Annotated in this window: 21 protein-coding genes and 1 tRNA gene; 17 read left to right on the top strand and 5 right to left on the bottom strand. The window is 61.5% G+C overall.

Annotated features, from left to right (window positions below; genetic code table 11):
• The 7 genes from BVH03_RS22005 to BVH03_RS21980 form a co-directional block, all read left to right on the top strand.
• A partial coding sequence (locus BVH03_RS22005; RefSeq protein WP_218189562.1) for a hypothetical protein occupies positions 1-461 on the top strand: 461 nt, incomplete at its 5' end.
• The gene (locus BVH03_RS22000) at positions 458-790 is read left to right on the top strand and encodes a hypothetical protein (RefSeq protein ID WP_075963182.1); all 333 of its coding nucleotides are present in this window, start codon (positions 458-460) and stop codon (positions 788-790) included. The genes BVH03_RS22005 and BVH03_RS22000, both read left to right, overlap by 4 nt.
• A 61-nt stretch (positions 791-851) precedes the next feature.
• Complete coding sequence (locus BVH03_RS21995; protein WP_075963181.1) at positions 852-1,394, top strand: glycoside hydrolase family protein; 543 nt, start codon at positions 852-854, stop codon at positions 1,392-1,394.
• Positions 1,391-1,861, top strand: coding sequence for a hypothetical protein (locus BVH03_RS27020; protein ID WP_075963180.1), 471 nt, complete (start codon positions 1,391-1,393; stop codon positions 1,859-1,861). Before BVH03_RS21995 ends, BVH03_RS27020 begins: the two co-directional genes overlap by 4 nt.
• Positions 1,776-1,964 carry a hypothetical protein gene (locus BVH03_RS26645; RefSeq protein ID WP_256574801.1) on the top strand — a complete coding sequence of 63 codons (189 nt, stop codon included), beginning with the start codon at positions 1,776-1,778 and terminating at the stop codon, positions 1,962-1,964. The genes BVH03_RS27020 and BVH03_RS26645 overlap by 86 nt, the downstream gene beginning before the upstream one ends.
• Positions 1,965-2,114: 150 nt before the next feature.
• Positions 2,115-2,909 (top strand): DNA adenine methylase, encoded by a 795-nt coding sequence (locus BVH03_RS21985; RefSeq protein WP_075963179.1) that lies wholly within the window; start codon positions 2,115-2,117, stop codon positions 2,907-2,909.
• Between the two features lie 43 nt (positions 2,910-2,952).
• Entirely contained in the window at positions 2,953-3,222 is a 270-nt protein-coding gene (locus BVH03_RS21980; protein ID WP_075963178.1) for a hypothetical protein, read from the top strand.
• A gap of 8 nt (positions 3,223-3,230) precedes the next feature.
• On the opposite strand, the gene BVH03_RS21975 is transcribed toward BVH03_RS21980, so the two are convergent.
• Positions 3,231-3,926, bottom strand: a complete 696-nt coding sequence (locus BVH03_RS21975) for an SOS response-associated peptidase family protein (protein ID WP_075963177.1) — start codon at positions 3,924-3,926, stop codon at positions 3,231-3,233.
• 100 nt (positions 3,927-4,026) lie between these two features.
• Between BVH03_RS21975 and BVH03_RS21970 the strand changes: the two genes are divergently transcribed.
• Both BVH03_RS21970 and BVH03_RS21965 read left to right on the top strand, forming a co-directional pair.
• On the top strand, positions 4,027-4,464 hold the full coding sequence (locus BVH03_RS21970) for a LexA family transcriptional regulator (RefSeq protein ID WP_075963176.1): 438 nt from the start codon (positions 4,027-4,029) through the stop codon (positions 4,462-4,464).
• Positions 4,457-5,731, top strand: coding sequence for a Y-family DNA polymerase (locus tag BVH03_RS21965; protein WP_075963175.1), 1,275 nt, complete (start codon positions 4,457-4,459; stop codon positions 5,729-5,731). Before BVH03_RS21970 ends, BVH03_RS21965 begins: the two co-directional genes overlap by 8 nt.
• Positions 5,732-5,755: 24 nt before the next feature.
• Here BVH03_RS21965 and BVH03_RS26480 read toward each other — a convergent pair whose 3' ends face one another.
• Positions 5,756-5,929, bottom strand: coding sequence for a hypothetical protein (locus BVH03_RS26480; RefSeq protein WP_168175658.1), 174 nt, complete (start codon positions 5,927-5,929; stop codon positions 5,756-5,758).
• Between the two features lie 289 nt (positions 5,930-6,218).
• Between BVH03_RS26480 and lptF the strand changes: the two genes are divergently transcribed.
• Both lptF and lptG read left to right on the top strand, forming a co-directional pair.
• Complete coding sequence (gene lptF / locus BVH03_RS21960; protein WP_075963174.1) at positions 6,219-7,331, top strand: LPS export ABC transporter permease LptF; 1,113 nt, start codon at positions 6,219-6,221, stop codon at positions 7,329-7,331.
• Positions 7,324-8,385, top strand: coding sequence for an LPS export ABC transporter permease LptG (gene lptG / locus BVH03_RS21955; protein WP_075963545.1), 1,062 nt, complete (start codon positions 7,324-7,326; stop codon positions 8,383-8,385). Before lptF ends, lptG begins: the two co-directional genes overlap by 8 nt.
• Positions 8,386-8,456: 71 nt before the next feature.
• Here lptG and BVH03_RS21950 read toward each other — a convergent pair whose 3' ends face one another.
• The 3 genes from BVH03_RS21950 to BVH03_RS21940 form a co-directional block, all read right to left on the bottom strand.
• Positions 8,457-8,951 carry an RDD family protein gene (locus BVH03_RS21950; protein ID WP_075963173.1) on the bottom strand — a complete coding sequence of 165 codons (495 nt, stop codon included), beginning with the start codon at positions 8,949-8,951 and terminating at the stop codon, positions 8,457-8,459.
• A 365-nt stretch (positions 8,952-9,316) separates the two neighbouring features.
• Positions 9,317-9,529: a cold-shock protein gene (locus tag BVH03_RS21945; protein WP_003284681.1), complete on the bottom strand. Its 213-nt coding sequence runs from the start codon at positions 9,527-9,529 to the stop codon at positions 9,317-9,319.
• Positions 9,530-9,871: 342 nt separating this feature from the next.
• A tRNA-Leu gene (locus tag BVH03_RS21940) sits at positions 9,872-9,956 on the bottom strand.
• 114 nt (positions 9,957-10,070) lie between these two features.
• Between BVH03_RS21940 and queA the strand changes: the two genes are divergently transcribed.
• From queA to BVH03_RS21910, 6 genes are all read left to right on the top strand, one after another.
• Complete coding sequence (queA, locus tag BVH03_RS21935) at positions 10,071-11,120, top strand: tRNA preQ1(34) S-adenosylmethionine ribosyltransferase-isomerase QueA (protein WP_075963172.1); 1,050 nt, start codon at positions 10,071-10,073, stop codon at positions 11,118-11,120.
• 14 nt (positions 11,121-11,134) lie between these two features.
• Positions 11,135-12,250, top strand: coding sequence for a tRNA guanosine(34) transglycosylase Tgt (gene tgt, locus BVH03_RS21930; protein ID WP_177344935.1), 1,116 nt, complete (start codon positions 11,135-11,137; stop codon positions 12,248-12,250).
• 39 nt (positions 12,251-12,289) lie between these two features.
• On the top strand, positions 12,290-12,625 hold the full coding sequence (gene yajC / locus BVH03_RS21925) for a preprotein translocase subunit YajC (RefSeq protein WP_070887893.1): 336 nt from the start codon (positions 12,290-12,292) through the stop codon (positions 12,623-12,625).
• 73 nt (positions 12,626-12,698) lie between these two features.
• A complete protein-coding gene (gene secD / locus BVH03_RS21920; RefSeq protein ID WP_075963170.1) occupies positions 12,699-14,567 on the top strand; it encodes a protein translocase subunit SecD in 1,869 nt (622 codons plus the stop codon).
• A 9-nt stretch (positions 14,568-14,576) separates the two neighbouring features.
• Positions 14,577-15,497, top strand: a complete 921-nt coding sequence (gene secF, locus BVH03_RS21915) for a protein translocase subunit SecF (protein WP_075963169.1) — start codon at positions 14,577-14,579, stop codon at positions 15,495-15,497.
• Positions 15,498-15,621: 124 nt separating this feature from the next.
• Positions 15,622-16,164, top strand: a complete 543-nt coding sequence (locus BVH03_RS21910; protein WP_075963168.1) for a glycine zipper 2TM domain-containing protein — start codon at positions 15,622-15,624, stop codon at positions 16,162-16,164.
• Positions 16,165-16,196: the final 32 nt, after the last annotated feature.

The raw sequence follows: 16,196 nt of genomic DNA, 5'->3' as shown, positions 1-16,196 counted from the left end.
CGGCAACTGGCCGGAGTCATTCAGTCCTCGACCAGCATCATGATTTCCATGACTTGCACGGTTACGCAGACTTACACCGTGTTTCTCAAGCTGACAGGCAGGTGGAAATGATCAGCATCAAACTGTCGCCTTTCCGTGGTGATCAGCCAGCGCCCAGTGTTTCAACGAACGGCTTTGCGCTGACCATCAATGGGGAGGTGTTTGACTTCTCGCCGCTTCAGGATGGCCAGGCCTTGCCCGCTACCGCTGTGAATTCCGAGTGGTTCACCGACGAGATAACCAGGGCGGGCGATACGCTGTTCGTCACCCTGAGGCTGCCCTACGGCCTGAACCCATCGGATGCTGTGGCATTCCCCGACCCGATCCGCGTGACGAAGGCAGGCACTGTGAAACTGCCGCTCGACGCCGGGCCGGATCTCGCGGAGTTGCCTTGGCCAGTAGATGGTGAGGAAGCGCCATGAACATCGACTTTAGCAAGATAATCACCGCCTCCGACAAGCAGGCCAAGCAAGAGCAAGCGTTGCGTGATGCCTTCAAGCTCGCCCGCGCCGCTGCCGTGAAAGCCATCACAGTAACTACCGCCAGCGGCCAGGTCTTTGACGGCGACGAGACCAGCCAGGGCCGCATGGCTCGCGCCATCCTTGGCCTGGAGTCAGCCGGTGACGGCGCGACCGTGCGCTGGGTGCTGCACGACAACACCTCCGTCGACGTCGGCGCGCCTGAGCTGCGTGAAGCCCTTGCGCTCGCCGGCCAGGCGCAGGCCGATCTATGGGTGCAGCCGCAAGGCTGACCAATGCCATTTCAAACCAGCCCGCCACTGCGCGGGCTTTTTCATGCTTGGAGAAAACTCAATGGCTCGACTTACCGCAAAAGAAGCGGGCGGCGCGAACGTGCTCGCCTTTCTGGATATGCTCGCCTGGAGCGAGGGCACCGATCACCCGAATCAGCGCAGCAACGATGACGGCTATGACGTGCTGGTCGGCGGCAAGCTGTTCACCGACTACAGCAAGCACCCGCGCGTATCGGTGTCGCTGCCGCGCTACGGCATCAGATCCACCGCCGCCGGCCGCTACCAGTTCCTGGCGCGTACATGGGACGCCATCGTGCGCAACTACGGATTTCGTGGGCGCTTCATCCCTGAGGCTCAGGACTTGGCGGCGATCAAGCTCCTGACCGAGTGTGGTGCGCTTCCTCACATCAAGGCTGGCCGCATCAGCGAAGCCATCGCAGCCGCTGCCCCGATCTGGGCAAGCCTGCCTGGCGCAGGCTATGGCCAGCGCGAGCACAAGCTGGCCAACCTGCTGGAGATCTACGCTGACGAGCGCGCTGCCGAGCCATGCGACCAGGGAGACCTGCTGGCCATGTTCACCGCATGCGGCGGGGTAGTCGCATGATTCCGGTCCAGTACGAACTGGTCGCCAAAGTGGCCGGCGTTCTGGTGCTTATGGCCGCTGCTGCCGGTGTCGTGTGGTGGGGCATGGCGCCGCGCATCGACATCGAGGATCAGCGAGCGGGCAGGGCAGAGCAGCAGCTGGCTGACGCTCAGGCGATGATCGAGCTGCAGGCCGGCGTGCTGGCCCAGCAACAACACCAGCTCGGCCAGCTTGCCGACGTCGACCGCCGCATCCAGCAGCTTGGTCAGACCATCAACCGCAATCAGGCCGCGCAGTCGGCTGCCCTCGAGGAGCTAAAGCGCAATGATCAAGCCGTGGCTGTATATCTGTCTGGTGCTGTCCCTGGCGACCTTGGCCAGTTGTACGCGCGACCCGAAACCACTGACCCCGCCGCCTACCTCGGCACGCATGGAGTGCAGCCTGGTGCCGTGCCGGCTGCCAGGCCGACAGGCGCTGGTGGTGAATGACGACTGGCGGCGCGCCGTCGACGAGCTGGAGTACGAGCTGGGGCAATGCAGCACCCAGGTGATTGCGTGCATCGAGCGACAGGCCGCGCAGCGGCCGCAGTGAAAGAGAGGCGACGAGCCCAGGTGCGCCAACACCCAGGCTCGACACCTGACCCGCAGAACGTCCCTGCAAGCCAAGCCAAGGCCTCCGCCTCGTGCACGAAGCGCGGCGAGCCTAGCACTTGTTTATTTATACAGTAAAGGTTTGCACTCAATGACCAACCCGATCATCCCGTGGATGGGCGGCAAGCGCCGTCTGGCCGACCGTCTTATCCCGCTTTTCCCGCCCCATGAATGCTATGTCGAAGTGTTCGCCGGGGGCGCGGCCCTGTTCTTCATGCGCCCTCAGCCGGCCCCGGTCGAGGTGCTGAACGACATCAACGGCGACCTGGTGTCGCTGTACCGCGTTGTCCAAAACCACCTCGAGGAATTCGTGCGCCAGTTCAAATGGGCGCTCACCAGCCGCCAGTTGTTCGAGTGGCACAAGGTCGCACGGCCGGAAACGCTTACGGACATCCAGCGCGCCGCGCGCTTCTTCTATCTGCAGCACAACGCCTTCGGCGGCAAGGTATCCGGGCAGACGTTCGGCACCGCCACCACCGTGCCGGCCTTCAACATGATGCGCATCGAGGAAAACCTGTCCGCTGCGTGGCAGCGCCTGGCAGGTACCTACGTCGAGAACCTGGGCTGGCTGGAATGCGCCGAGCGATACGATCGCGCCCACACCTTCCACTACATGGATCCGCCGTATTGGAAAACCGAGGGCTATGGCGTTGGCTTTCCGTTTGAGGAGTACGAGCGGATGGCCGACTTCATGCGGCGCTGCAAAGGCAAAGTGATGGTGAGCATCAACGACCATCCCGATATCCGCCGGGCGTTCGTAGGCTTTCACATGGAGCAGCTGGATATTCGGTATAGCTGTACGAACCAGCGGCAGGGGCTGGCCGAGAAGACCGGCGAGCTGGTGATCATGAATTGGGAGCCGGCGGCGCTCGGTGGGTTGTTCTAGCCGGGTAGGGCGTATACTGCCCCCTTTTCGAGAGGGGCAGCTCATGCTCAATATCTACAGCTCCAATTGGAGTGTGGTGCTGGATAAGCAGCTCGGCACGCAGCAGGGCGTCTCGATTTGGGAGTTCCACCGAGCGGCGTCCTCGGTCGCTCGTGACCAGGGCCGGCGCACATATCGATACGCTCGCATCAAGCCGGCAGAGCCTAAGGATGGCCAGGAAGTGGAAGTCACTTTGATACTGACCCCATCGTCTCCTGAATCCGACTGGTTACCGCTCGGCGTGGCGACTGCTCACACCATCAATAGCATCTGACGGCCCAGCTAGAGCAGTGGGCTATCAATCTTCCTGATCAGCTCGGGGCCGTGGTTCTTCACGTTGCCCACGGCTTTATCAACCGGGTACCACTCGAATGCCTCGACGGGTGTGTCGTGGTGCCTGGCCAAGTCTTCAGCGCGCTCGGGTAGTAAGCCGGGCTCCAGCCATTCCCTCGCGACATCTGGCGGCAGCACGACCGGTCGGCGGTCGTGGATGTCGACCATCCCCTGATCGCTGGCTGCGGTAATGATCGCAAAGCCGCCAGCGTCTTCCTCTCCGTCCCGCGGCACGTCGGCAATTCCGGCGAAGAATGCCGGGGTCCCGACTTTCAGCCGGATGAAGTACGGCTGCTTGACCTTCGGGTTGTCTGGATCCTTTTTCCACTCGTACCAACCATCCGCTGGAATGATCACGCGACCCCTCTTCCAGATCGCGCCCCAGAACCGACTGGTGGCAGCGGTTTCGATGCGGGCGTTGATTGCTGGTGGTCTCTTGCCGTCTGCCCAGTGCGGGGCGTAGCCCCATTGGGTTCGGGTCGCATGCGTGCCCAGGTCATCTTGATGCAGCAGCAGGACGCGAGACTGTGGCGCCACGTTGTAGCGGGACAGGGGCTCGTTCGACCAGTCGCCCTCGAGCAGGCCCAGCTGTAGAGCCTTCGCGTATTCGTCGACAGTTCGGTACTGCGTGAATCGTCCGCACATGGAACCCTCCGGTCGTCAGTTGGCCATCATGAGTCTTTGACCGCGGCTCGGGCGTTTTGGTATCTGTATATGCATACAGTATTTATTTCAGGTCTCTCTCATGGGCAACGCAACCATTCTTGGCCCGGTGGGCAGTTCGGCTTCCGAGCTGCCCTTTTTTTCCTATAGGGTGCCGGCCGGCTTCCCCAGCCCGGCGCAGGATCATCTCGAGCAGAAAATATCCCTCGATGAGGTGCTGGGTATCAATGCACCTCAGACCTACCTGGTGCGCGTGGGTGGCGACAGCATGATCGGGGTGGGCATCTTCGATGGTGACGTTGTGGTGGTCGACAAGTCGTTGGACGTCGTGTCGGGCGACGTGGTTATCGGTGCCGTAAACAGTGACCCCGTGCTGAAGACCTACATTCGCCAGGGGCTGCAGGTGATTCTCCAGTCCGAGAACTCGAAATATCCACCGCGCTACATACTTGAGGGGGATGAGTTCGAGGTGTGGGGTGTGGTTACCGCTGGGTTGCGGCGCTTGCGTTGCCATGTCTGAGCGCGTTGTAGCACTGATCGACTGCAATTCCTTCTACTGCAGCTGCGAGCGTGTATTCCGGCCCGACCTGCGCCGGGTGCCGCTGGTCGTGCTCAGCAATAACGATGGCTGCGTGATCGCCAGGTCGGCCGATGCCAAGCCGTTCGTGAAGATGGGCGCCCCGTACTTCCAGATCAAGAACGAGCTTCGCCGGCATGGCATCGTACCGTTCAGCAGCAACTACGCGCTGTATGGCGACATGAGCGAACGGGTGATGACCGTTATCGAGGGCATGGTGCCGGCGGTCGAGGTGTACAGCATCGACGAAGCCTTCGCCGATCTGACCGGCTTGCCAGGTGACCTTGAGCAGCTCGGCCGGGAGATACGTGCCCGGGTGCTCAAGTGGACGGGTATCCCCACTGGCGTAGGGATCGCCGGCACGAAGACCTTGGCCAAGCTCGCCAACCACGCTGCGAAGAAGTGGCAGACGCGAACGGGCGGCGTGGTCGACTTGCGCGACCCGATTCGCCGCGACAAGGTGCTCAAGGTGCTGCCAGTGAGCGACGTGTGGGGCGTCGGCCGGCGCATGACCGAGCACCTCAACGCCCAAGGAATCAAGACGGCGTGGGATCTGGCCCAGGCCGACGCTTGGACGTTGCGCAAGCAGTTCAGCGTCGTAATCGAGAAGACGGCCCGCGAGCTGCGCGGTACGCCATGCCTGACGCTGGACGAGGCCGCGCCGCCGAAGCAGGAGATCTGCTCGAGCCGGATGTTCGGCAAGCGTCTGCAGGACATCGAGTCGATCCGCCAGGCCGTGGCCACCTATACGGCTACCGCGTGCGAGAAGCTGCGGGCGCAGCAGTCCGTGTGCCGGCAGATCCGCGTAGGCGTGCGCACTGGCATGCATAACCCCGAGGAAGCGAAGTACGCCAAGGGCGTGGCGCTGCAGCTACCCTGGGCGACTGACGACACCCGCATGATCACCCACTACGCCATGCATGCCCTGGAGCAGGCCTATCGAGCCGGCTACTCGTACAGCAAGGCCGAGGTGATGCTGCTCGACCTCTGCCAGCGTACGGAGATCACCGGCGACCTGTTCGCGCCTCAGCAGTCAGCTGAATCGACCCGGGTGATGGCGGTGCTGGACGAGATCAACGCCAAGTGGGGTAGGGGAACCCTCCGGCCGGGCCGCGTCGAGCTGCAGCCGGAGTGGGGTATGCGGCGGGAGATGATGAGCCAGAGCTTTACGACGCGGCTCGATCAACTTTGGGCTATTCGAGCAGTCTGATCGACGGAGCTACCAGGGGCCGACTCAATAGCTATTGCTGCGCTGGATTGCCCAGCGCTGGCTTTGCAAATCCTTTAGTTCTGCCTGTGCAGCATCAAGCCGGCTCTCAAGGTCGGCAATCTCTTTTTTCTTCTCTTCCTCCTTGCGCTCCAGCTCTGTGACCATCGCCTGGGCGCGTGCTTCCTGGGCTCCGCTCATGGTTGTTCCTCTGAGTAAGTGTGCGTTAAGAGGCTGCTGCCAGGGTCAAGCTCGCGCAAGCCTTGTACCAATTTTTGTACCAATCACGGCGTAACGTGGCGTAATTGAACGCTTCGGGGCGATGCTGAGTCTACGTGGGGCGGGCTTTCGATGCGCCGTGACACGCCGAGATAATCGCAGGATAATGGACGACAATTTTTTCGGCCGGTTCGCTTGAAAGTGCGGGCCAGCATGCAGTTCGGCTAGTTTGAGCACAGCCGCCTGAGCCTGACAACCCTGGAGTGTCTGTTTGATCGTCTTCCGATATTTGTCCCGAGAGGTTCTGGTTACCCTGAGTGCGGTGAGTGCCGTACTGCTGGTAATCATCATGAGTGGCCGCTTCATCAAGTACCTGGCCCAGGCGGCCCAGGGGATACTCGACCCGAGCGTGCTGTTTCTGATCATGGGCTTCCGGCTGCCCGGCTTCCTGCAGCTGATTCTGCCCCTGGGCCTGTTCCTGGGCTTTCTACTGGCCTATGGGCGGCTGTATCTGGACAGCGAAATGACCGTGCTGTCCGCCACCGGCATGAGCCAGCAACGGCTGTTCCTCTACAGCCTGGCGCCCGCCACCGTGGTGGCTCTGCTGGTAGCCTGGTTGAGCATGGGGCTGGCGCCGCAGGGCGTGAACCAGGTCGCCAAAATCTTCAATCAGCAGGATGCCCTGACCGAGTTCGATACCCTGGTGCCGGGGCGCTTTCAGTCGATGCGCGGCGGTACGCGGGTCACCTACACCCGGGAGCTGTCGGACGACCGTACCGAGTTGGGCGGCATCTTCATCTCCGACAAACGCGTGTCCCGCACGAGTGAAAAGGATCGCGGCATCAGCGTGCTGGTTGCCGAAAGCGGTCGCCAGGAAGTGCAGCCGGACGGCAGCCGTTACCTGATCCTGGAAAACGGCTACCGCTATGACGGCAATCCGGGGCAGGCCGATTACCGGGTGATTCAGTACGACACCTACGGCGTGCTGCTGCCCAAGCCGTCGGTGGCAGCGGACATCAGCGAGCGTGAAGCGATTCCGACCTCGGATCTGATCGGCAGCGACGAGCCGCGCTTGCAGTCCGAGTTGCAGTGGCGTATTTCCATCCCGTTGCTGGTGTTCATCGTCACCCTGATGGCCGTACCGCTGTCGCGGGTCAACCCGCGCCAGGGCCGCTTCCTCAAGCTGTTGCCGGCGATTCTCCTGTACATGACCTACCTCGGCCTGCTGGTAGCGGCCCGCAGTGCGCTAGACAAGGGGCGTATCCCGCCCTACATCGGGCTGTGGGGCGTGCACCTGTTGTTCCTACTGGTTGGCCTGGCGTTGCTCTATTGGGAGCCGATGCGTCTGAAGTTGGTAAGCCGTCGGGAGAATGCTCGTGGTTAAGCTGGATCGTTACATCGGCGTGCAGGTGCTGTTCGCCATTCTGGCTGTGCTCGGCATCATCGTCGGCCTGGCCTTGCTGTTCGCGCTCATCGATGAACTGGGCGATATCGAAGGCAATTACAGCCTCGGTGACGCGCTCTGGTATGTCCTGCTGACCGCGCCGCGGCGCATCTATGACATGCTGCCGATGGCAGCGCTGGTGGGCTGTCTGATCGGTCTTGGTACGCTGGCCAGCAACAGTGAACTGACCATCATGCGTTCAGCCGGTGTGTCGATCGGACGCATCGTCTGGGGCGTGATGAAACCCATGCTGGCGCTGATGCTGGTGGGCATTCTGATCGGCGAGTACGTGGCGCCCTGGACCGAAAACCAGGCCCAGGCCAGTCGCGCCATGGCCCAGGGCGGCGGCGAAGCGCAGACCGCCAAGCGCGGCATCTGGCACCGTCAGGGCCAGGAGTTCGTGCACATCAATGCCGTGCAGCCGGGTGGCGTACTGTTCGGGGTGACCCGCTATCGCTTCGATGACCAGCGCCGTCTTGAGTCGTCCAGCTTCGCGCGCCGTGCCACCTATGAAGGCAGCTATTGGGAGCTGGAAGACGTGGCGACCACGCTGTTCCACGATCGCCGCACGGAAGTCGTCAAGGCACCCATGGAACGCTGGGATATTGAACTCAGCCCGCAACTGCTCGGCACCGTGGTGCTGGAGCCCGAGGCGTTGTCGATCACCGGCTTGTGGAGCTACATCCACTACCTGAAAGAGCAGGGCCTGAACAACGGTAATTATTGGCTGGCGTTCTGGACCAAGGTGCTGCAGCCGCTGGTGACGGCTGCGCTGGTACTGATGGCGATTTCCTTCATCTTCGGCCCGCTGCGTTCGGTCACTCTGGGACAGCGCGTGTTCACCGGTGTGCTGGTGGGCTTCGTATTCCGCATCGCCCAGGACCTGCTTGGCCCGTCGAGCCTGGTATTCGGCTTCTCGCCGGTGGTAGCGGTGCTGCTTCCAGCCAGCATCTGTGCCGTCGCCGGCCTCTGGTTGCTGCGCCGGGCAGGTTGAACCAACGCGCCTTTCCCGCTGATGGGCAAGGCGCGCGTTTTCACTTCTTCAAGCCTTTGCGGCGGCTCCTGTCATTTGCGGTGCGCATGTTTGGGCAGGCGTACGATGAGGCTATCGGAATACAGGTCGTGCCAGGTGCGTTTGCGCTTGTCGACCAGTGCCCACAGAAAGCCCAGGCCCAATGTCAGCCAGGACAGCATGGCGATCAGAAAACGCAACAGCGCCTGCCAAAGGCTGATCGCCGTACCGTCGGCGTTCTGTACGCGAATGCCCCACACCTGCATGCCCAGGGTCTGACCGCCGTGGGTCCAGAATTTGGCGAAGAACCCGAACAGGCTCAGCAATAGCACGGTGGAAAGCAGTGGGTCATGGTCCAGGGCGCCGGCATCTGCCCACTGGCGCAGTTGCGCCTCGCCGTAGATGGCCATCTGGATCAGCTTGTAGATGAAGCCCACGACGATCAGCAGGGCGATGCACAGGAAACCGTCATACAGCACGGCGGCCAAGCGCCGGCCCAGGCCTGCCGGAGGAAAGTCGCCTTGCGGGCGTAGTGCGGATTTCGGCATATGGTCGTTCGTATAAGCAAGGGCGGTTGGAGTGCGGATACTAGGGTCTGTTAACGTTTCAACGCGAGCCGCGTTGCCGCGAAAAATCTCGCCAGGCTAGGCGGAGGACGCAGGCAATGGTTGTTCCCTTGCCAAGTCCTCTAACAACGCATGGCGAGATTTCTCGCGCAACCCGAAGGGCCGGGCCCGTTTTTGCGCGAAGCGGCGTTACTCGATGGCTCATTTGGTCCACCAAGCTTCGCATCTCGTGCCTTGCCTCGCGCAAAAGCGGGCTCCGGCGCGGCCGTGCGTGAAACGTCAACAGACCCTAATCTGCAGGCATAAAAAAACCCCTGACGTGAATCAGGGGTTTTTCAAGCAGCGGCTTATTCCTGGATTTGAACCTGGTCAGCCTGCATGCCTTTTTGACCTTGTACAGCAACGAAGCTAACTTTCTGGCCTTCTTTCAGGCTCTTGAAGCCGTTACCTTCGATAGCGCGGAAATGTACGAACAGATCCGGACCGCTTTCTGGAGTGATAAAACCAAAACCTTTCTCGTCGTTAAACCACTTGACGGTACCGTTCTGACGATTCGACATGTCTCTTATCCTTGGAACTAGAGTTGATGACAGCCTCCATGTGTAGAGGACTGAAGACTGGTTGCAAGGAGTGATGGAAGTCGAACGGGATGTAGCGGATCTAGGGCGATCTACTGCATCAGGTCACGATTCTCGGCGACCCATGCAAACACAGTGGCTGAACTCTACGCTAACTTTTACGCAAATGCCAACCCTTCGGGCACGCAAAAACCGCGTAATGATCGCGAGGCTTTGTCCGACTTACAGATGGGTTTTTATAATGGCTGAAGCGTGTGCAACAAGGCGATGCACGGCACTGTTTCAGTGCGAACTGTCACAAGTTGGCAACAGTTGAAGGATATATGGTGCCCCGGGGGAGACTCGAACTCCCACTTCTTTCGAAAACGGATTTTGAATCCGCCGCGTCTACCGGTTCCGCCACCGGGGCACAATGGCGGCGCAGTATAGGGAGCAAGATGGCATTGGTCAATGCGCTTGCGTGGTCACTTGCAGGGAATTCCGGTAAGCTGCTCCGCCCTGCAGCACGACACACTTTCCGACCATGCGCGTTGCCGACTTTCATTTCGACCTGCCTGACGAGCAGATCGCCCGTCACCCCCTTGCCGAGCGTCGTGCCAGCCGACTGCTGATCCTCGATGGCGCCAGCGGTGCGCTGGCTCATCGGCAGTTCGCCGACCTGCTCGAATACCTGCGCCCCGGCGACCTGATGGTATTCAACAACACCCGGGTGATCCCGGCACGACTGTTCGGGCAGAAGGCTACCGGCGGCAAGCTGGAGCTCCTCGTCGAGCGGGTGCTCGACGAGCACCGCGTGCTGGCCCATATCCGCTCGAGCAAATCGCCGAAGCCGGGCTCGCTGATCGATATCGATGGCGGCGCCCAGGCGCAGATGCTGGCCCGTCACGATGCACTGTTCGAGCTGCGTTTCGAGGAGGCGGTGCTGCCGCTGCTCGAGCGCGTCGGGCACATGCCGTTGCCTCCTTATATAGACAGGCCGGATGACGCCGCCGACCGCGAACGTTATCAGACCGTCTATGCGCAGAGGGCCGGTGCCGTCGCAGCGCCCACGGCGGGGCTGCATTTCGATGACGAGCTGCTGGCCGCGCTGCGCGAGAAAGGCGTCGAGAGCGCCTTCGTCACCCTGCATGTCGGTGCGGGTACCTTCCAGCCGGTGCGCGTCGAGCGCATCGAAGATCACCACATGCACAGCGAGTGGCTCGAGGTCGGTCAGAACGTGGTCGATGCGGTGCAGGCGTGCCGCGCCCGTGGTGGCCGCGTCGTGGCGGTGGGCACTACCAGCGTCCGCTCTCTGGAAAGCGCTGCCCGTGACGGCGAATTGAAACCGTTCAGTGGCGATACCGACATCTTCATCTACCCGGGCCGGCCGTTTCACGTGGTCGATGCCCTGGTTACCAACTTCCACCTGCCGGAGTCGACCCTGCTGATGCTGGTGTCCGCGTTTGCCGGCTATCCCCAAACCATGGCCGCCTATGCCCAGGCCGTGGCAGAGGGCTATCGCTTCTTCAGTTACGGTGATGCCATGTTCATCACCCGCAATCCCGCCCCGCGCGGACCCGAGGTTTCAGTATGACGCGCACCTGCCGCATGTCCTTCGAACTGCTCGCTACCGACGGCAAGGCCCGTCGTGGTCGGCTGACGTTCCCGCGTGGCGTGGTGGAAACCCCGGCGTTCATGCCGGTGGGCACCTATGGCACGGTCAAGGGCATGTTGCCGCGCGACATCGAGGCCATCGGCGCGCAGATCATTCTCGGCAATACCTTCCACCTGTGGTTGCGCCCCGGCACCGAGGTCATCAAGCGTCACGGCGACCTGCATGATTTCATGCAGTGGCAGGGTCCGATCCTTACCGATTCCGGCGGCTTCCAGGTGTTCAGCCTGGGGGCGATGCGCAAGATCAAGGAGGAGGGCGTGACCTTCGCCTCGCCGGTCGACGGCTCCAAGGTGTTCATGGGGCCGGAAGAGTCCATGCAGGTGCAGCGCGACCTCGGCTCGGACATCGTGATGATCTTCGACGAATGCACCCCGTACCCTGCCGAATTCGACGTGGCCAAGACCTCCATGGAACTGTCGCTGCGCTGGGCCAATCGCTCCAAGATCGCCCATGGCGACAGCAGTGCCGCGTTGTTCGGCATCGTCCAGGGCGGCATGCACGAGGCGCTGCGCATGCGCTCGCTGGAAGGCCTGAGCGAACTGGAGTTCGATGGCCTGGCCATTGGTGGTCTGTCGGTGGGTGAGCCGAAGGAGGAGATGATCAAGGTACTCGACTACCTGCCCGGCCAGATGCCGAGCGACAAGCCGCGTTACTTGATGGGCGTCGGCAAGCCTGAGGACCTGGTCGAGGGCGTGCGCCGCGGCGTGGACATGTTCGACTGCGTGATGCCGACTCGCAACGCGCGTAACGGGCACCTGTTCGTCGACACCGGCGTGTTGAAGATTCGCAATGCGTTTCATCGTCACGACGACTCGCCGCTGGACCCGACCTGCGACTGTTACACCTGCAAACACTTCTCGCGCGCCTATCTTCATCATTTGGATAAGTGCGGCGAAATGCTCGGCAGCATGTTGAATACAATCCACAACTTACGCCACTACCAGCGCCTCATGGCTGGTTTGCGCGAGGCAATTCAACAGGGTACATTGGCCGCCTTTGTCGATGCCTTCTACGCCCGGCGCGGTCTGCCAACGCCGCCGCTGGATTGATGATTCGATGGCTAAAAGATCTTTCAACAGGAGTTTCAAATGAGCTTTTTTATTCCCGCTGCCTACGCTGATGCCGCTGGCCCTGCTGCCGGCCCGGCCGGTACCGGTTTCGAGTGGATCTTCCTGATCGGCTTCCTGGTCATCTTCTACCTGATGATCTGGCGTCCCCAGGCCAAGCGTGCCAAGGAGCACAAGAACCTGCTCGGCAATCTGCAGAAGGGCGACGAAGTGGTCACCAGCGGCGGTATCGCCGGCAAGGTTTCCAAGGTCAGCGACGACTTCGTGGTCATCGAAGTGTCCGACACCGTCGAGCTGAAGATCCAGAAAGCAGCCGTTGCGGCAACTCTGCCCAAGGGCACGCTGAAAGCCATCTGATTCCTCTGTTACAGTTTTATCCATCCCGCGGGGCGCATATTGCGCCCCGCGTCATAAGCGGGCGGCGTCATTCATGCTCAACAAATACCCTTTGTGGAAGTACCTGCTGATCGCAGCCGTGCTGATCGTCAGTTTGATTTATTCCGCACCCAATCTTTACCCCGATGACCCGGCGATCCAGATCAGCGGGGCCAGTTCGGCGCAGACCATCGCGCAGGCCGATCTCGACCGTGTCAGCAAGGCGCTGACCGAGGCGGGCATCGAGGTCAAGGCATCGAACGTCGGCGAGCAGGGCCGCAGCGGCCTGATTCGGCTGGTCAGCCAGGGCGACCAGCTGCCGGCCAAGGACGTCGTACGCAAGGCCTTGGGCGACAACTTCGTGGTTGCCCTGAACCTGGCTCAGACCACCCCCGATTGGCTGCGCAAGCTTGGTGCGAGCCCGATGAAGCTGGGCCTCGACCTTTCCGGCGGTGTGCACTTCCTGCTCGAAGTCGATATGGACAAGGCGCTCGACGTGCGTCGCCAGGTCTACGAGGGCGAGCTCAAGAGCCTGCTGCGCAAGGAGCGTGTGCGTTATCGCAGCATGCCGCAGCAAGGTGGCGCCATCCAGCTGGGCTTCGCTGACGCCGAAACGCTGGCCAAGGCCGAGCAGCTGATTCGCAAGGATTACAACGACTTCGAACTCAACGCTCAGCAGCGTGGTGGTCAGCAGGTGCTGCGCGTAACCATGACGCCGGCCAAGATCGCGGAAATTCGCGAGTACTCGATTCGCCAGAACCTGACCACGGTGCGTAACCGGGTCAACGAACTGGGCGTGGCCGAGCCGCTGGTGCAGCGTCAAGGCGCCAACCGCATCGTGGTCGAGCTGCCAGGTGTGCAGGACACTGCCGAAGCCAAGCGCATTCTCGGCAAGACCGCCAACCTGGAGTTCCGCCTGGCGGCCGACCCGAACGCGCCGCGTGGCACCACCGAACAGTTCGGTTTCCGCGAAGAAGGTCGTCCGCCGGTACAGCTCGAGCGTGAGCTGATCATCACCGGTGACCAGGTCACCGATGCCCAGGCCAGCTTCGACGAGAACGGTCGTCCGCAGGTCAACATCCGCCTGGATGGCCATGGCGGTGATCTGATGAACCGCGCCACCCGCAGCAACGTCGGGCGCAGCATGGCGGTGATCTTCATCGAGCAGCGTCCGCTGACCCGCTACGTGAAGCAGATGGTCGACGGCGTCGAGAAGGAAGTGCAGGTCGACTCCTTCAAGGAAGAGAAGCAGATCATCAGCCTGGCGACCATCCAGTCGCCGCTGGGCAGCCAGTTCCGCATTACCGGCCTGAATGGCCAGGGTGAGTCGTCCGAACTGGCGCTGCTGCTGCGTGCCGGTGGTCTGGCGGCACCGATGTACTTCGCTGAAGAGCGCACCATCGGCCCGAGCCTGGGTGCCGAGAACATCGTCAAGGGTATCGAGTCCACCGAGTGGGCGATGATCTTCGTGTCGCTGTTCATGGTCTGCATCTACCGCTTCTTCGGCTTGCTGGCCACCATCGCCCTGGCGTTCAACCTGACCCTGCTGGTCGGTCTGATGTCGGTGATCGGTGCGACCCTGACGCTGCCGGGTATCGCCGGTATCGTGTTGACCCTGGGCATGGCGGTCGATGCCAACGTGTTGATCTATTCGCGTATTCGCGAAGAGCTGAACAACGGTCTGTCGGTACAGCGCGCCATCCATGAAGGTTTCGATCGTGCCTACACCGCGATTCTCGACAGTAACCTGACCACGCTGCTGGTCGGTGCGATCCTGTTCGGGTTGGGTACCGGGCCGATCAAGGGCTTCGCCGTCACGCTGTCGATCGGGATCATCACCTCGATGTTCACCGCGATCATGTTCACCCGAGGGATGGTCAACCTGATCTTCGGTGGCCGTAACTTCAAGAAACTGTGGATCTGAGGTGAGGCTATGAGACTTCCATCCCGCATTCCGTTCATGGCGATACGCAACGTTGCGTTCGCCATCACCGTGGTTATCAGCCTCATCGGCCTGGGTAGCCTGTTCAAGCATGGCCTCAACTTTGGTCTGGATTTCACCGGCGGCACACTGATCGAGCTGACTTACGAAAAACCAGCCGATCTGGAGCTGATCAAACGCGAGCTGGGGCAGGCCGGTTATGCCGACGCCGTGGTGCAGAGCTTCGGTTCCACCACCGACGTACTGGTACGCATGGCAGGTGACTCGGCCGATCTGGGTAACCAGGTCGCCGCTGCGCTGCGCCAGATCGACACCGAGACCTCCTTCGAGGTCAAGCGCGTCGAGTTCGTCGGCCCGCAGGTGGGTGAGGAGCTACGTGACCAGGGTGGCCTGGCGATGTTGCTGGCCCTGGGCGGCATCCTGCTGTACCTGGCGTTCCGCTTTCAGTGGAAGTTCGGTGTCGGCGCCGTGGCATCGCTGGCTCACGACGTGATCGTCACGCTCGGCATCCTGGCGTTCTTCCAGGTGCCCTTCGATCTGACGGTGATGGCGGCCGTGCTGGCGATGCTGGGTTACTCGCTGAACGACACCATCATCATCTACGACCGTATCCGCGAGAACTTCCGGGTGATGCGCAAGGCGGACATCATCGAGAACATCGACGTGTCGGTGACCCAGACGCTGCTGCGTACCATCGCGACCTCCACTTCGACCGCCATGGCGCTGATCGCCCTGCTGGTCTTCGGTGGCGACAGCCTGGCCGGCTTCGCGCTGACCCTGCTGATCGGTGTCGTGGTCGGTACCTACTCGTCGGTCTACATCAGCGCTCCCGTGCTGATCTGGTTGAAGCTGACCTCCGAGGATCTGATTCCGCCGGCGACCACTGCAGAGGGTGTGGATGACCGCCCCTGAGGCGTGATGCACTCACCATTGGCACTGCATAAAGGCGGGCGACAAGGGAACTTGTCGCCCGTTTTGCATTTCCAAGGCTGGGAGTAGAGCGCATAGGCGCTGCAGTTGTGATCAGGAGAATCGCATGAACAAGTCATTGTTGGTTGGTGCTGTGCTGGGTGCCGTCGGTGTCACTGCGGGTGGCGCTGTTGCGACCTATAGCATGGTGAGCGGGCCCGAGTATGCTGAGGTTTTGGCAGTCAAGCCGGTGACCGAGACCATCAAGACGCCGCGTGAAGAATGCCGAGAGGTCGCGGTGACCCGTCAACGTCCCGTGCAGGATCAGCATCAGATTGCCGGTACGGCGATCGGTGCCGTGGTCGGTGGCCTGCTTGGCAACCAGGTGGGCGGTGGTAATGGCAAGAAGATCGCCACCGTTGCAGGCGCGGTGGGCGGTGGCTATGCCGGCAACAAGGTGCAGGAAGGCATGCAGTCGCGTGACACCTATTCCACCACCGAAACCCGCTGCAAGACCGTTACCGACTCCAGCGAGAAGATCGTCGGCTACGACGTGAAGTACGATCTGGATGGCAAGGTAGGTCGTGTACGCATGGACGAGGAGCCGGGCAGCAAGATTCCGGTCCGCGATGGCAAGCTGGTGCTGGCCGATTCCGATTCGGATGAATGATCCGTCTATGGAAATATGAAAAAGGCGCTCCG

This window comes from Pseudomonas sp. PA15(2017) (assembly GCF_001945395.1).
Classification (GTDB): domain Bacteria; phylum Pseudomonadota; class Gammaproteobacteria; order Pseudomonadales; family Pseudomonadaceae; genus Aquipseudomonas.
The sequence above is the reverse complement of the archived record's forward strand: the minus strand, read 5'-3'. Positions and strand labels throughout refer to the sequence as shown.

Bases quoted from the DNA above. Each gene is read 5' to 3' on its own strand.
- BVH03_RS22000 (WP_075963182.1), top strand. From the start codon at position 458: ATGAACATCGACTTTAGCAAGATAATCACCGCCTCCGACAAGCAGGCC.
- BVH03_RS21995 (WP_075963181.1), top strand. From the start codon at position 852: ATGGCTCGACTTACCGCAAAAGAAGCGGGCGGCGCGAACGTGCTCGCC.
- BVH03_RS27020 (WP_075963180.1), top strand. From the start codon at position 1,391: ATGATTCCGGTCCAGTACGAACTGGTCGCCAAAGTGGCCGGCGTTCTG.
- BVH03_RS21985 (WP_075963179.1), top strand. From the start codon at position 2,115: ATGACCAACCCGATCATCCCGTGGATGGGCGGCAAGCGCCGTCTGGCC.
- BVH03_RS21980 (WP_075963178.1), top strand. From the start codon at position 2,953: ATGCTCAATATCTACAGCTCCAATTGGAGTGTGGTGCTGGATAAGCAG.
- BVH03_RS21975 (WP_075963177.1), bottom strand. From the start codon at position 3,926: ATGTGCGGACGATTCACGCAGTACCGAACTGTCGACGAATACGCGAAG.
- BVH03_RS21970 (WP_075963176.1), top strand. From the start codon at position 4,027: ATGGGCAACGCAACCATTCTTGGCCCGGTGGGCAGTTCGGCTTCCGAG.
- BVH03_RS21965 (WP_075963175.1), top strand. From the start codon at position 4,457: ATGTCTGAGCGCGTTGTAGCACTGATCGACTGCAATTCCTTCTACTGC.
- BVH03_RS26480 (WP_168175658.1), bottom strand. From the start codon at position 5,929: ATGAGCGGAGCCCAGGAAGCACGCGCCCAGGCGATGGTCACAGAGCTG.
- BVH03_RS21950 (WP_075963173.1), bottom strand. From the start codon at position 8,951: ATGCCGAAATCCGCACTACGCCCGCAAGGCGACTTTCCTCCGGCAGGC.
- BVH03_RS21945 (WP_003284681.1), bottom strand. From the start codon at position 9,529: ATGTCGAATCGTCAGAACGGTACCGTCAAGTGGTTTAACGACGAGAAA.
- queA (WP_075963172.1), top strand. From the start codon at position 10,071: ATGCGCGTTGCCGACTTTCATTTCGACCTGCCTGACGAGCAGATCGCC.
- tgt (WP_177344935.1), top strand. From the start codon at position 11,135: ATGTCCTTCGAACTGCTCGCTACCGACGGCAAGGCCCGTCGTGGTCGG.
- yajC (WP_070887893.1), top strand. From the start codon at position 12,290: ATGAGCTTTTTTATTCCCGCTGCCTACGCTGATGCCGCTGGCCCTGCT.
- secD (WP_075963170.1), top strand. From the start codon at position 12,699: ATGCTCAACAAATACCCTTTGTGGAAGTACCTGCTGATCGCAGCCGTG.
- secF (WP_075963169.1), top strand. From the start codon at position 14,577: ATGAGACTTCCATCCCGCATTCCGTTCATGGCGATACGCAACGTTGCG.
- BVH03_RS21910 (WP_075963168.1), top strand. From the start codon at position 15,622: ATGAACAAGTCATTGTTGGTTGGTGCTGTGCTGGGTGCCGTCGGTGTC.